Source organism: Roseburia sp. AM51-8, from assembly GCF_003478275.1.
Lineage (GTDB): Bacteria > Bacillota > Clostridia > Lachnospirales > Lachnospiraceae > Pararoseburia > Pararoseburia lenta.
This window is the reverse complement of record NZ_QUEY01000006.1, coordinates 66,531-81,465: the sequence shown is the minus strand read 5'-3', so window position 1 is coordinate 81,465 and position 14,935 is coordinate 66,531. Positions and strand designations below refer to the sequence as shown.

At 47.2% G+C, this 14,935-nt stretch carries 7 protein-coding genes and 2 pseudogenes; 8 read left to right on the top strand and 1 reads right to left on the bottom strand.

The window, feature by feature from the left end; translation table 11 throughout:
- Positions 1-77 precede the first annotated feature (77 nt).
- From DW996_RS11775 to DW996_RS11755, 5 genes are all read left to right on the top strand, one after another.
- Positions 78-803 (top strand): ABC transporter ATP-binding protein, encoded by a 726-nt coding sequence (locus DW996_RS11775; protein WP_243069563.1) that lies wholly within the window; start codon positions 78-80, stop codon positions 801-803.
- A 4-nt stretch (positions 804-807) separates the two neighbouring features.
- Positions 808-1,731, top strand: a complete 924-nt coding sequence (locus tag DW996_RS11770; RefSeq protein ID WP_118535920.1) for a SufB/SufD family protein — start codon at positions 808-810, stop codon at positions 1,729-1,731.
- 15 nt (positions 1,732-1,746) lie between these two features.
- Positions 1,747-2,499, top strand: coding sequence for an NAD-dependent protein deacylase (locus tag DW996_RS11765; protein WP_118535918.1), 753 nt, complete (start codon positions 1,747-1,749; stop codon positions 2,497-2,499).
- 332 nt (positions 2,500-2,831) lie between these two features.
- Complete coding sequence (locus tag DW996_RS11760) at positions 2,832-3,056, top strand: HPr family phosphocarrier protein (RefSeq protein WP_118281927.1); 225 nt, start codon at positions 2,832-2,834, stop codon at positions 3,054-3,056.
- A 62-nt stretch (positions 3,057-3,118) separates the two neighbouring features.
- The gene (locus DW996_RS11755; protein ID WP_118535928.1) at positions 3,119-5,572 is read left to right on the top strand and encodes an ATP-dependent DNA helicase; all 2,454 of its coding nucleotides are present in this window, start codon (positions 3,119-3,121) and stop codon (positions 5,570-5,572) included.
- On the opposite strand, the gene DW996_RS11750 is transcribed toward DW996_RS11755, so the two are convergent.
- Positions 5,543-6,433: a LysR family transcriptional regulator gene (locus tag DW996_RS11750; RefSeq protein ID WP_118281926.1), complete on the bottom strand. Its 891-nt coding sequence runs from the start codon at positions 6,431-6,433 to the stop codon at positions 5,543-5,545. The two genes, DW996_RS11755 and DW996_RS11750, sit on opposite strands and share 30 nt — an antisense overlap.
- Before the next feature lie 205 nt (positions 6,434-6,638).
- Between DW996_RS11750 and DW996_RS14945 the strand changes: the two are divergent.
- The 3 genes and pseudogenes from DW996_RS14945 to carB all read left to right on the top strand — a co-directional run bounded on the left by DW996_RS14945 (position 6,639) and on the right by carB (position 14,845).
- Positions 6,639-10,437: pseudogene (locus tag DW996_RS14945) on the top strand (phosphoribosylformylglycinamidine synthase).
- 132 nt (positions 10,438-10,569) lie between these two features.
- Positions 10,570-11,640, top strand: a complete 1,071-nt coding sequence (locus tag DW996_RS11740; RefSeq protein ID WP_118535916.1) for a carbamoyl phosphate synthase small subunit — start codon at positions 10,570-10,572, stop codon at positions 11,638-11,640.
- A pseudogene (gene carB / locus DW996_RS14940) lies at positions 11,640-14,845 on the top strand (carbamoyl-phosphate synthase large subunit). Before DW996_RS11740 ends, carB begins: the two are co-directional and overlap by 1 nt.
- Positions 14,846-14,935: the final 90 nt, after the last annotated feature.

The window sequence follows — 14,935 nt, the reverse complement described above, 5'->3', positions numbered from 1 at the left end:
CCCATTTGGCGCAAATAGCCAATAGGGACACTCCTTGTGGCAAATGGAACGTCCCTGCGAGAAGAGGAGATATAAAGGTGTTAGAGTTACAGGATATTTGTTATGAGACCGAAGATGGCAAGTTGATCTTAGACCATATCAATGCGACCATCGAGGATCATTTTGTTGTGATTACAGGACCAAACGGTAGTGGAAAATCAACACTTGCCAAGGTTATTGCCGGGATCAATAAGCCGAGCCAGGGGCGGATCCTTTTAAATGGAGAAGATATTACCGACTGGTCTATTACCGATCGTGCCAATCGTGGGATTTCTTATGCTTTCCAGCAGCCGGTCCGTTTTAAGGGGCTGACGATCAAAGATCTCATGTCACTGGCGGCAGGAAAGGATGCGACAGTCAGCGAACTTTGTGATCTCTTGTCTGAGGTAGGGCTTTGTGCCAAGGATTATATCAACCGAGATCTGGATGGCAGTCTTTCCGGCGGCGAGTTAAAGCGTATCGAGATCGCTATGGCATTTGCCAGAAATTCCGATCTGACCTTGTTTGACGAGCCGGAGGCAGGAATCGATCTGTGGAGTTTCCAGAAACTTATCCATGTCTTTGAAAAGATGGTGGCAGCCAGCGACGGAAACATCCTTATCATCAGTCATCAGGAGAGGATCTTGGATATTGCGGACAAGGTTCTTTATTTAAAGGACGGCAAAGTTGAAATGTACGATACAAAGGACAAGGTTCTGCCAAAGATCATGGGCATGCCGAGTTCGACCTGTAGTGTACTGACAGAAAAGATGAAGGAGGACTAAGGACGTGGGAACGATTGAACAGAATATTTTAAAAGAAGTTGCCGGTCTGGACTCACTTCCGGTGGGCGCTTACAATATCCGTACCAATGGCACATCTTCTGCCAGAAATACAACAGCCAATATTGATATTGTCACCAAAGAGGACAAGCCGGGCATTGACATCATCATCAAACCGGGCACCAAGAATGAGAGCGTGCATATCCCGGTCGTGGTTTCACAGGCGGGATTAAAGGATATGGTATATAATGATTTCTTTGTCGGTGAGGGCGCAGACGTGACCATCGTAGCCGGTTGCGGCATCCACAACTGCGGCAGTGCGGATAGCGGTCACGATGGCATCCATACCTTTTATGTAGAAAAAGGTGCTAAGGTGCGCTACATCGAAAAGCATTACGGCGAGGGAGATCCGGGCACGACAGGCAAACGTCTGATGAATCCAACGACCATCGTTCATTTAAAGGAAGATGCCGAGATGATCATGGAGACATCCCAGATCTCCGGTATTGATGATACACTGCGTATCACAGAGGCAGACTTATGTGATCGCGCAAAACTGGAGATCCATGACAGCATCATGACGACAGGTGATCAGAATGCAGATGCACAGTTTACGGCAGATCTTAACGGAGAGGACTGCGCTTGCAATATCGTCAGCCGTACCGTTGCCAGAGACCATAGCAAGCAGCATTATACCTCTACCTTGAATGGCAACAACCGCTGTGCAGGGCATACCGAGTGTGATTCCATCTTGATGGATCAGGCATATGTGCTCGCCACCCCGCAGTTGTCTGCGGCAACGACAGAGGCAAGTCTTATCCACGAGGCAGCCATCGGCAAGATCGCCGGGGAGCAGTTGATAAAACTTATGACTTTAGGCTTGACAGAAGAAGAAGCAGAGGAACAGATCATTTCCGGTTTCTTAAAATAAAGCGGGAGAAGTGCCATGGAAGCATTGATAGCGAAATTTATCGAATGGATCAAAGAGTCAGAACATATTGTCTTTTTTGGCGGAGCGGGGGTATCGACTGAGAGCGGCATCCCGGATTTTCGCAGCAAGGACGGCTTATACAATCAGCATGATGTGCAGTTTGACAAGTATCAGCCGGAATACCTCTTGAGCCATACCTGTCTGATGAGAGAACCGGAGGTTTTCTTTGAGTTTTACCGGCAAAAAATGGATAGCCGGGGCTTTGAACCCAATGTCACTCACAGGGTGCTGGCGAAGTTGGAAGAGATCGGAAAACTGGATGCTATCGTTACACAGAATATCGATGGGCTGCACCAGTTGGCTGGATCAAAATGTGTCTATGAGATCCATGGGACAACCCACAAAAATTATTGTGCATCCTGCGGAGAGAGAGTCGGCGAGAATTATATTTTTGAGACGACCGGTATTCCCAGATGTCCGAAATGCGGCGGCATGATCCGTCCGCAGGTCACCCTGTATGAAGAAGGTCTGCCGGAAGATGCAGTCAGAGGGGCAGTTGATGTGATCCGAAAAGCCGACACCCTGATCGTGGCAGGCACGTCCCTAAATGTCTATCCGGCGGCATCCTATGTCTATGAGTTCCGGGGCGACCATCTTATTGTTTTAAACAAAGAGCCACTGCATGTGCAGTTGAACCAGGAGAAGGATCTCTTTATCGAGGCAGCCATGGGGCAGGTCTTTGTTGCTTTGGAAGATGCACTTTTTTGATAAAAAGGCATAAAATTCTTGATATGATCTTGAAAAAAACATAATTTTGTGCAAGATGAACAGAAATATAGAGAAGCATATCGACGCTTTGTGTAATATTAAGTAAAATGTGTGCAAAGTGTTAAATGTTCGACAAAATGTGACATTTGTCCTTCAAAAGGACAAATACCCTGCAAAGGAAAACTGTAAATATTACCCGAAATTTTAATATTTTTCACGAATTTTTGATTTGACAAAGGAAAACACCTGTGTTTAAATAGGTCAAATGAAACGTTGGAAACGCTTTCATTGAATGTAGTTTCGCGGTTTTAAAGTGAAAAGGAGTGAAAAAAATGGAACTGAAGGTAATGCTTAAGGACGAAAAAGAAGTACAGGAATTCGTGCAGGCAGCATCCGTTTGTCCAGAAGCCATTGATTTAAAGAGTGGCGCCATATATTTAGACGCAAAATCCCTGCTTGGTGTTATGAGCATGGGGATGAAGCGAGAGATGCGGGTACTTTGCAGTAAATATGATCCGACCTTTGTGCAGGCGGTTCGTAAATTTGCAGTAGCCTAAATTGTATGGAAGATGCCCTCGCAGGTTTACCTGCCGGGGGCATTTTATGTTATACTAAAAATATGAAGATCAGTAGGCTTTTACAAGAGGAAGAATTAAAACCGCAGATCGTGATCTCTGTCCGCAATCTCGTCGAATTTCTGATGAATGCAGGTGATATTGACGACCGGCATGGCGGGCAGATGCGCATGGAGGCTATGCAGGAAGGCAGCCGAATTCACCGCAAGATCCAGAGGCGGGCGGGAGCCGATTATCACGCAGAGATCCCGCTCAAGTTCATAGTCTCTTATGAGGAGTATGATCTTGCCATTGAGGGCAGAGCCGACGGCATTATTTATGAGGAAGGCTTGTTAGAAGAGACCAGCCGTTTTCTAGAAGATCCCCGGATGGATCTTGAAGAAGGGCAGGAAGAGGCAAAGCCGTCCGTTATGATCGACGAGATCAAGGGTGTCTATCTGGATGTGGAGCAGATGGCAGAGCCGAACGCCGTGCATCTGGCACAGGCAAAGTGCTATGCCTTTATTTTTGCGACCCAGCATGCCCTGCCTGCCATCGGCGTGCAGATGACCTATTGCAATTTGGATACGGAGGAGATCCGCAGATTTCAGATGCATTATTCCTATGATGAGATCGAGGCTTGGTTTTTGGAACTCGTTGCTTCTTATAAGAAATGGTCGGATTTTTTATTTCATCACAAGATGATTCGTCAGCAGTCCATCCGGGGTTTGGAATTCCCCTATGCCTACCGGCAGGGGCAAAAGAAACTGGTAACGGATGTCTACCGCAGTATCATGCGCGAAAAGACCTTGTTTTTACAGGCACCGACAGGGACGGGCAAGACTCTGGCTACCATCTTTCCTGCCATACAGGCGATGGGGCAGAATATGGGAGACAAGATCTTTTATCTGACTGCCAAAAATGCGACCGGTGTCGTGGCACACGATACCTTTCTTCTGATGGAAGAACAGGGCTATGAGGGAAAGACGGTCGTGATCACAGCCAAGGATAAGATGTGTCTTTTGGAGGAGAGATCCTGCAACCCGGACGACTGTCCTTACGCAAAAGGGCATTTTGACCGTGTCAACGATGCCGTCTATGACATTTTGCAGGAAGAAAATATGATGGATCGGGATTGCATTTTGCGCTGGGCAAAAGATAGACGGGTCTGTCCTTTTGAGTACAGTCTGGATATCGCATCCTGGGTCGATCATATCATCTGTGACTACAACTATGTCTTTGATCCAAATGTCTGTCTCAAACGCTTTTTTGCTGAGGGCATCCGGGGCGACTATCTTTTTCTGGTGGATGAGGCACACAATCTGGTCGAGCGTGCCAGAGACATGTATTCGGAGACTCTGGTCAAAGAAGACTTTCTTGCCATGAAAAAGAAGTTAAAGATCTATGGGAAAAAACTGGAAAATACCTTGGAGCGCTGCAACAAGGAAATGCTTGTCTTAAAGCGGCAGTGTGAGAAACTGCTTGTCTTAGAGGAGATGGATTCCTTTTTGTTTGCCCTTTTCCTGGCGGCAGCGGCGATGGATGAGTTGCTGCAAAAAGAAGGAAATATCGTAGACCGTGACGAGGTCTTAGACTTTTATTTTAAGGTGCGCAATTTTGTCAACCTGTCCGAAGACTTTGACGAGCACTACCGCATTTACTGTGATTATGATGAGAAGGGGCAGTTCTGCCTGCATCTTTTTTGTGTGGATCCTTCCTATATGCTGCAAAAGCGGCTGGATCGGTCGCGCGCCTGTGTCTTTTTCTCGGCGACCCTGCTTCCCATCCGCTATTATAAGGAACTTTTGTGCTGTGATGATGATGTCTATGCCATTTATGCGGACTCTGTTTTTGAACAGGAAAAGCGGGCACTTTTGATCGGCAGGGATGTCAGCAGCCGCTATACCAGGAGAACTTTTGCGGAATATCTGGCTTTTGCGGACTATATCGAAGCCATTGTGGAAAAGAAAAAGGGCAATTACATGGTTTTTTGTCCTTCCTATAAGATGTTGGAGGAGATCAGCCAGAAGTTTATGGCAAAAAGTCTGGGCTCCTGTGACGTGATCTGCCAGCGCTCGGGCATGAGTGAGCAGGAGCGGGAAGATTTTCTGAAAGAATTTGAAGAAGTAAGAGAGCGTTCTTTCGTTGCTTTTTGCGTGATGGGAGGTGTCTTTTCGGAGGGGATCGACCTGACGGAGGAAAAATTGATCGGTGCTATCATTGTCGGTGTGGGGCTGCCCCAGATCGGGAATGAGCGGGAAGTCATGAAACAGTATTTTGAGGCGACCGGGAGAGACGGATTTTCCTTTGCCTACCTTTATCCGGGCATGAATAAGGTGATCCAGGCGGCAGGCCGCGTCATTCGGACAAAAAGTGACGAGGGCGTGATCGCCCTCTTAGATGAGCGTTTTACAAGAAGTGAATACAGGCAGACCTTTCCGCGGGAATGGAATGACGGAAAGATCTGCGATCGTCATACGGTTGGAGATCTAGTGGATGATTTTTGGCAAAAGAGATAAAAAGGCTTCTGCTGAGGCGCCGAGAGGCAGGGACGGATGTGTCGCTGCGACCAGGCTTCTTGGTGGAAGTTTTTCTTTTGTAGAAACAACGGTCAGATCCTTTGAGGAATGTTTGATGCAGTAGTCCGGGATAAAGGCAATGCCAAGACCGATGCGCGCCAGGTCGATCAAAAGATCATTGGAATACAACTGAAAAGCCGGTACCAGATCCAGACGATGTTCCAAAAAGATCTGGTGGAGATATTCACTGGTCGTAGAATTTTTATCCAGCATCAGGATAGGCAGACCGGAGATCTCCTTGAAAGTCATTTCCTTGGTGACCTGCGGAAAATGTGTGGGATTGGCGATGAACACATCCTGAAAGGTTGTCAGGGTCTGGGTGATATAAGAAGTATTCATGCGGGAGTTGGGATGGTTGGTGATGATGATGTCAACCTTTCCCTGCTCCAAGAGGTCGACGCAGGACTTGCTTGTCGCATTGGTGATGCGGATGGGTACATCCGGGTAGAGTTCGTGGAACTTTTGGATATAAGGCACCAGAAAATAGCGGCAGATGGTATCGCTGGCGCTGATGTGGAGTTGTCCCAATCTGGTGTCGTTGACATTCTGGATCTGTTCTTCGCCGCGGCGTATAAGGTTCATGGCTGGTTCGATGTGCTGTAAGAGCAGTTCACCGGCAGGGGTCAGTTGGACTTTTTTGGTGCTGCGGATAAAGAGGGGCTGACCGATCTTTTTCTCCAAAGTCTTGATCGACTGCGATACGGCGGACTGGGAAATGAAAAGCTGCTTGCTCGCCTCGGAGAAACTGAGGGAAGATGCAACATGGTAAAATACTTTGTATAGTTCGTAATTGATATCCATAAGGTTTCCTTTCTTTTTTTGTAACGCAATGTTATCATTCATATTATATAAGCACAAATAATAGCAGTCAAGGATATAGATAAGATTTACTAATATATCTGATTAGGGATAATAATTATGTGCAGGTCAGCGCGATGTGCTATACTATGGGTAAATGTGATAGGGCATATCCTATGTCCAAGTGAGTGAAAGATGGAGGTATAGCATGGGAAACGTAAGAAGAGTTTATGCAGAGAAGAAACCCCAGTATGCAGTGGCAGCAAAGTCACTTTACAGTGAGATCAAGAGTTATCTTGGCATTACTACGGTAACAGGCGTCCGCGTCCTGATCCGTTACGATATTGAAAATATTTCGGAGGACACTTACAAGAAGGCATTAAAGACCGTTTTTTGTGAACTTCCGGTCGATGATTATTACGAAGAAGAATTTGCTTATGAAGGCAGGACGTTCAGCGTGGAATTTTTGCCGGGACAGTTCGATCAGAGAGCGGATTCCGCAGAGCAGTGCGTCAAGTTGTTAAAGGAAGATGAAGATGTCATCATCCGTTCCGCAACCACCTATGTCATTGAAGGACAGATCACAGACGAGCAGTTTGAAGCCATCAAGAAGCACTGCATCAATCCGGTAGACTCCAGAGAGACCGGTATGGATAAGCCTGAGACTCTGACCGATCATTTTGAAGATCCGGCAGATGTTGCCATCTTTGATGGCTTTAGCAGCATGCCGGAAAAGGAATTAAAAGATCTCTATGATTCTCTTGGACTTGCCATGACCTTCAAGGATTTCTTACATATCCAGAAGTATTTCGCTCAGGATGAAAAGCGCGATCCTTCCATGACAGAGATCCGCGTGTTGGATACCTACTGGTCAGACCATTGCCGTCATACGACATTCTCTACCGAGTTAAAGAATGTTACCTTTGAGGACGGTTATTATCGTGCCCCAATCGAAGATTCTTACAATGATTATTTGGATAATTTCAAGATCCTTTACAAGGACCGTGATGATAAGTTTGTCTGCCTCATGGATCTGGCTCTGCTTGCCATGAAAAAGTTAAAAAAGGACGGCAAGTTGGACGATCAGGAAGAATCTGACGAGATCAATGCATGCTCTATCATTGTGCCGGTAGAGGTTGACGGCAAGACAGAAGAATGGCTTGTCAATTTCAAAAATGAGACCCACAATCATCCGACCGAGATCGAGCCATTTGGTGGTGCGGCTACCTGTCTGGGTGGTGCTATCCGTGATCCGCTTTCCGGACGTACTTATGTATATCAGGCTATGCGTGTGACCGGTGCTGCAGATCCGACCGTATCCGTCAAGGATACCATGGAAGGCAAACTCCCACAGAAGAAACTGGTGCGTGAGGCAGCCCATGGCTATTCTTCTTACGGTAACCAGATCGGTCTGGCAACCGGATATGTCAAAGAAGTATATCATCCGAATTATGTGGCAAAACGTATGGAGATCGGTGCCGTTATGGGGCTGCTCCAAGACGTGCCGTGCAGAGATTAAATTCTGATCCGGGCGACCGCATCATCTTGCTTGGCGGAAGAACCGGACGTGACGGAATTGGTGGTGCGACAGGATCTTCCAAGGCACACAACACCCAGTCTACCGCAGTCTGTGGTGCCGAAGTACAAAAGGGAAATGCACCGACAGAGCGTAAGATCCAGAGACTTTTCCGTCGTGAAGAAGTAAGTTATATCATCAAAAAATGTAATGACTTTGGTGCAGGCGGTGTGTCCGTAGCCATCGGTGAGTTGGCAGACGGATTGCGCGTACAGTTAGACAAGGTGCCAAAGAAATACGCTGGTCTGGATGGAACAGAACTTGCCATTTCTGAGTCTCAGGAACGTATGGCAGTGGTTGTTGCACCGGAAAATGTTGACCAGTTCTTAGCATATGCCAAGGAAGAAAACTTAGAGGCAGTCGAAGTTGCCATCGTTACCGAAGAACCGCGTCTGATCTTGGAGTGGAGAGGCAAGGAAATCGTCAACTTAAAGAGATCTTTCTTAGATACCAACGGCGCACATCAGGAGACAGATGTCGCAGTGGAAATGCCGGTAAAAGAGGACAATTATTTCCATACCTATGCAGTTGAGGGCGTTGCAGATGCTCTGGCTGTAGGCGATGTGAAAAAAGCCTGGGAGACTACTTTATCTGATCTGAATGTATGCTCACAAAAGGGCTTAGTGGAAATGTTCGATGGTTCCATCGGGGCAGGCAGTGTCTATATGCCATATGGCGGACGCTACCAGTTGACCGAGACCCAGTCTATGGTTGCCAAACTTCCGGTAGCCGAAGGCAAGTGCGATACCGTTACCATGATGGCATACGGCTTTGATCCATATCTGTCTTCCTGGAGCCCATATCACGGATCATCCTTTGCCGTACTCGAATCTGTTGCCCGTATCGTAGCTGCAGGTGGTGATTACAGCAAGATCCGCTTTACTTTCCAGGAGTACTTCCGTAGAATGTCTGAAGATCCAAAGAGATGGAGCCAGCCATTCGCAGCCTTGCTTGGTGCTTATCAGGCACAGATGAAATTCGGACTGCCGTCCATCGGTGGAAAGGATTCCATGTCAGGATCCTTCAATGAGATCGATGTACCGCCTACACTGGTTTCTTTTGCGGTTGATATTGCAAAAGAGGGCGACATCATCACACCGGAATTAAAGAAGACAGGCCATGCTTTGGTATTCTTCCGTGCAAAACGTGATGCTTATGATCTGCCGGATTATGATCAGGTCATGAAGTTATATGATGTCATCCACAGCCTGATCCAAAAGGGAGCCATCGTATCTGCTTATGCACCGGATGCAAGTGGTCTGGCAGCAGCACTTTCTAAGATGGCATTTGGTAATAAACTGGGTGTGGCGATCGCAGATAGCGTAGCGGCAGAAGAACTTTTTGCAAACTGCATGGGCTCTATCGTAGCCGAAGTAAACGGCGCGGATACCACAGTCATCCTTGATGCTATGGAGGCGGCAGGACTTGGTCATGACGTAAGCGTGATCGGATCTGTAAATGATAGTCGGAACTTTATCTATAAAGACATGAGCCTTTCTATAGAAGAGGCTTTAAAAGACTGGGTGACACCACTGGAAAAGGTATTCCCGACCAGAGCCACAGAGGACAAAGATCCTGTTGATACCGGATTGTATCAGGCAAAAGAGATCTATGTATGTAAGAATAAAGTGGCAAAGCCTAAGGTATTTATTCCGGTATTCCCGGGTACCAACTGTGAATATGACAGTGCAAAGGCATTTGAGCGTGCCGGTGCAGAACCGATCGTCAAGGTATTCAAGAACCAGTCAGCCGAGGACATCCGTGATTCGGTCGAGGTATTTGCAAAGGCGATCGATCAGGCACAGATGATCATGTTCCCGGGCGGATTTTCCGCAGGTGATGAGCCGGAGGGAAGTGCTAAGTTCTTTGCAACTGCTTTCCGTAACGAAAAGATGAAAGAAGCCGTTATGGATCTTTTGAATAACCGTGACGGACTTGCCCTTGGTATCTGTAATGGTTTCCAGGCACTCATCAAATTGGGACTTGTGCCATATGGTCAGATTCATACCCAGCAGGCAGATGCACCGACCCTGACTTACAATACGATCGGACGCCACATTTCCAAGATGGTCTACACAAAGGTGGTATCTGACAAGTCACCATGGTTGGCACAGGCTACGCTGGGACAGACTTATTGCAATCCGGCATCCCACGGAGAGGGACGTTTCGTTGCAAGCAAGGAATGGTTGGACAAATTGTTTGCAAACGGTCAGGTCGCAACCCAGTATGTGGACGAGGCAGGCAATCCGACCATGGATGAGGAGTGGAATGTCAACGGTTCTTATATGGCGATCGAAGGCATCACCAGCCGGATGGACGTGTGCTTGGTAAGATGGCACATTCTGAAAGACGCGGAGAATCCGTTGCCATCAATATCTATGGCGAGCAGGATATGAAGATCTTTGAATCCGGTGTCGCATATTTTAAATAATAGAAAAATGAGAGAGCCTTTTATCTTTTTGATAGAAGGCTCTTGCAATATAGAAAATCATGTGATAACATACTATAAGTTTAGGCATTTTTAAAATTTAACATGTAGAATTTCGAAAGGACAGGGCAAAAGATGAGAGCATTTCTTATTCTGGAAGATGGCACTGTGTTCGCCGGTGAGAGCATCGGATCGACACGCGAAGTCATCAGTGAAATCGTATTTAATACATCCATGACTGGATATCTGGAAGTTTTGACAGATCCTTCCTATGCCGGACAGGCAGTCGTTATGACATATCCTTTGATCGGCAATTATGGCATTACACCGGACATGGAGTCAGAAAGACCGTGGGTGGACGGATATATCGTCCGCGAACTCAGCCGTATCCCAAGCAACTTCCGTTGTGAGGGGACCATTCAGGATTTCCTGAAAGAACATGACATCCCGGGAATCTGTGGTATTGATACGAGAGCACTTACCAAGATCTTGCGTGACAAGGGAACCATGAATGGCATGATCACGACCGACGAGGATTACGATCTGGATGAGATCTTACCAAGACTTGCGGCATATACCACAGGTGATGTGGTATCCAAGGTCACATGTGCTGCACCAAAGGTTTTGCCGGGTGACGGCAAGCGGGTGGCACTTTTAGATCTGGGAGCCAAGAGAAATATTGCCAAGTCCTTAAATGATAGAGGATGCGAAGTGACCATCTATCCGGCAGATACACCGGCAGAGACCATCTTGGCAGGCAATCCGGACGGCATCATGCTCAGCAACGGACCTGGGGATCCAAAGGAATGTACAGAGGTCATCAAGGAGATCAAGAAGTTATATGACTCGGACGTACCGATCTTTGCCATCTGTCTGGGACATCAGCTCATGGCACTTGCGACCGGCGCGGATACCCACAAGATGAAATACGGACACCGTGGCGGCAACCATCCGGTCAAGGATCTTTCCACCGGACGTGTCTATATCTCCTCACAGAACCATGGTTATGTGGTTGATGTCGACAAGTTGGATCCGTCCATTGCGACACCGGCATTTGTCAATGTCAATGATGGCACAAATGAGGGATTAAAATATACAGGAAAGAATATCTTTACGGTACAGTTCCATCCTGAAGCTTGCCCTGGCCCACAGGATAGTGGATATTTGTTTGACCGTTTTATTGAAATGATGGGAGGTGACCAGTAATGCCAAAGAATAAAGACATCAAAAAGGTACTTGTGATCGGTTCCGGTCCAATCGTCATCGGACAGGCAGCAGAGTTTGACTATGCAGGCACACAGGCATGTCGTTCCTTAAAAGAGGAAGGCATCGAGGTTGTCCTGGTCAATTCCAATCCGGCGACCATCATGACAGACAAAGAGATCGCAGATGAGGTCTATATCGAGCCTCTGACAGCCAAAGTCTTAGAGCAGATCATCTTAAAGGAAAAGCCGGACAGCGTGCTTCCAACCTTGGGTGGACAGGCAGGACTCAACCTTGGTATGGAACTGGCAGAGTCAGGCTTTTTGGAAGAGCATGGCGTAAAACTCATCGGTACAACGGCAGAGACCATCTTTAAGGCAGAAGATCGTCAGGCATTCAAGGACACCATGGAAAAGATTGGTGAGCCTTGTGCGGCATCTTTGGTCGTTAAGAACGTAGAAGACGGTATCAAGTTTACCAATACCATCGGATATCCGGTCGTACTCCGTCCGGCATTTACCCTTGGCGGCAGCGGCGGTGGTATCGCCCACAACGAGACAGAACTCGTAGACATCTTATCCAATGGTCTGCGCTTGAGCCGTGTCAATGAAGTTTTGGTTGAGCGTTGCATCGCAGGCTGGAAAGAGATTGAGTACGAAGTGATGCGTGATGCAGCAGGCAACTGCATTACCGTATGTAACATGGAAAATATCGATCCGGTCGGTGTGCATACCGGCGACTCTATTGTTGTGGCACCGTCACAGACTTTGGGGGATAAGGAATACCAGATGCTCCGTAGTTCTGCTTTAAATATTATCTCAGAACTTGGCATTACCGGTGGTTGTAACGTGCAGTACGCCCTCAACCCGGATAGTTTTGAATATTGCGTTATCGAGGTAAATCCTCGTGTCAGCCGTTCTTCTGCACTGGCTTCCAAGGCAACCGGTTATCCGATCGCTAAGGTGGCTGCAAAGATCGCTTTAGGCTATACATTGGATGAGATCACCAATGCCATTACCGGCAAGACCTATGCATCCTTTGAGCCAATGCTTGATTACTGCGTTGTCAAGATCCCACGTCTGCCATTTGATAAGTTCATCACGGCAAAACGTACCTTAACGACACAGATGAAGGCGACCGGTGAGGTCATGAGTATCTGCAACAACTTTGAGGGCGCCTTGATGAAGGCAATCCGTTCCTTAGAGCAGCATGTAGACTCTCTTATGAGTTATGACTTTACGGGACTTAGTGACGAAGAACTGGAAGACCAGTTACACGTCGTAGACGATAGAAGAATTTATGTGATCGCAGAGGCACTGCGCAGAGGCGTTTCCTACGACCACATCCATGAGATTACCAAGATCGATATCTGGTTCATCGACAAAATCGCTATCCTGATCGAGATGGAAGAAAAGTTAAAGAGCGAGGAACTGACACCAGAACTCTTAAAAGAAGCAAAGCGTATCGAGTTCCCGGATAATGTCATTGCAGATCTTACCGGCAAGACCAAAGAAGAGATCCGCCAGATGCGCTATGACAATGATATTGTTGCTGCATTTAAGATGGTTGATACCTGTGCGGCAGAGTTTGAAGCAAGCACCCCATATTATTACTCTGTATTTGGCAGCCAGAATGAAGCGGTAGAGACCAATCTGAAGAAAAAGGTACTCGTACTTGGATCCGGGCCGATCCGTATTGGACAGGGTATCGAGTTCGACTATTGCTCTGTACATTCTACCTGGGCATTTGCCAAGGAAGGTTATGAGACCATTATTGTAAACAACAACCCGGAGACGGTTTCTACAGACTTTGATATTGCGGACAAACTTTATTTTGAGCCGCTGACGGAGGAAGATGTAGAAAACATCGTCCGTTTTGAAAAGCCGGATGGAGCTGTTGTCCAGTTCGGTGGTCAGACAGCCATCAAGTTGACCGAAGCCTGATGAAGATGGGAGTTACTATCTTAGGAACCAAGGCAGAGGATGTTGATGCCGCAGAGGACAGAGAACTCTTTGATGAGATTCTGGAAAAGACAGGTATCCCGAGAGCATCCGGCGGAACGGTATTTACCGCAGAAGAGGCAAAGAAAGTTGCCAATGAGATCGGATATCCGGTTCTGGTACGTCCTTCCTATGTACTGGGCGGACAGGGCATGCAGATCGCTTTCAATGATGACGAAGTGGATGAGTTCATGGAGATCATCAACCGTATCGCACAGGATCATCCGATCTTAGTGGATAAGTATTTACAGGGTAAGGAGATCGAAGTCGATGCTGTATGCGACGGTACAGATATTTTGATCCCTGGTATCATGGAACATATCGAGCGTACCGGTGTCCATTCCGGAGATAGTATCTCTGTATATCCGGCACATACGATCAGTGATGCCATCAAGAAAAAGATTACCGATTATACTGAGAAACTGGCACAGGCACTGCATGTCGTAGGTCTGATCAACATCCAGTTTATCGTTATGAATGAGGAAGTATATGTGATCGAGGTCAATCCGAGATCTTCTCGTACCGTGCCGTACATCAGCAAGGTTACCGGTATTCCGATCGTGGATCTGGCAACCAAGGTCATCATCGGAAACACCTTAAAGGGTATGGGCTACACACCGGGATTGCAGCCGGAAGCAGAGTATGTGGCAGTTAAGATGCCGGTATTCTCTTTTGAAAAACTGCGTGGAGCAGAGATTTCCCTGGGACCGGAAATGAAGTCTACCGGTGAGTGTCTGGGTATTGCAAAGACCTTTGATGAGGCACTTTATAAGGCATTCCTTGGTGCAGGTATTGTACTGCCGAAGTACAAGCAGATGATCATGACCGTAAAGGATGCGGATAAGCCGGAAGCCGTTGGCGTGGCAAAGCGCTTTGCGGCCTTGGGCTACAAGATCTATGCGACCAGAAGTACCGCCAAGTATTTGCAGGAGCATGGCGTAGATGCACTCTGGGTCAACAAGATCACTCAAGAATCACCGAATGTCATGGATCTGATCTTGGGTCACAAGATCGACCTTGTCATTGACACACCGACCCAGGGACACGGCGATAAGACCCGTGACGGCTTCCTGATCCGTCGAAATGCGATCGAGACAGGCGTACACTGTATTACAGCAATGGATACGGCAAATGCACTGGCAACCAGTTTGGAATCTGCCACAGATGAATTTACCTTAGTGGATATTGCAAAAGTAAAGAACATCTAAATAAAACGCACTGGAATAAGTGTGAGTTTCATATTGCGAAACTGCTTTCTTTTGGTTACTATGGAAAGTAGTTTCGCTTTTTAAGTGACA

What these genes read in the sequence shown, in the direction of transcription:
- DW996_RS11765 (WP_118535918.1), top strand. Translation starts at nt 1,747, where the DNA reads ATGGAAGCATTGATAGCGAAATTTATCGAATGGATCAAAGAGTCAGAA.
- DW996_RS11760 (WP_118281927.1), top strand. Translation starts at nt 2,832, where the DNA reads ATGGAACTGAAGGTAATGCTTAAGGACGAAAAAGAAGTACAGGAATTC.
- DW996_RS11755 (WP_118535928.1), top strand. Translation starts at nt 3,119, where the DNA reads ATGAAGATCAGTAGGCTTTTACAAGAGGAAGAATTAAAACCGCAGATC.
- DW996_RS11750 (WP_118281926.1), bottom strand. Translation starts at nt 6,433, where the DNA reads ATGGATATCAATTACGAACTATACAAAGTATTTTACCATGTTGCATCT.
- DW996_RS11740 (WP_118535916.1), top strand. Translation starts at nt 10,570, where the DNA reads ATGAGAGCATTTCTTATTCTGGAAGATGGCACTGTGTTCGCCGGTGAG.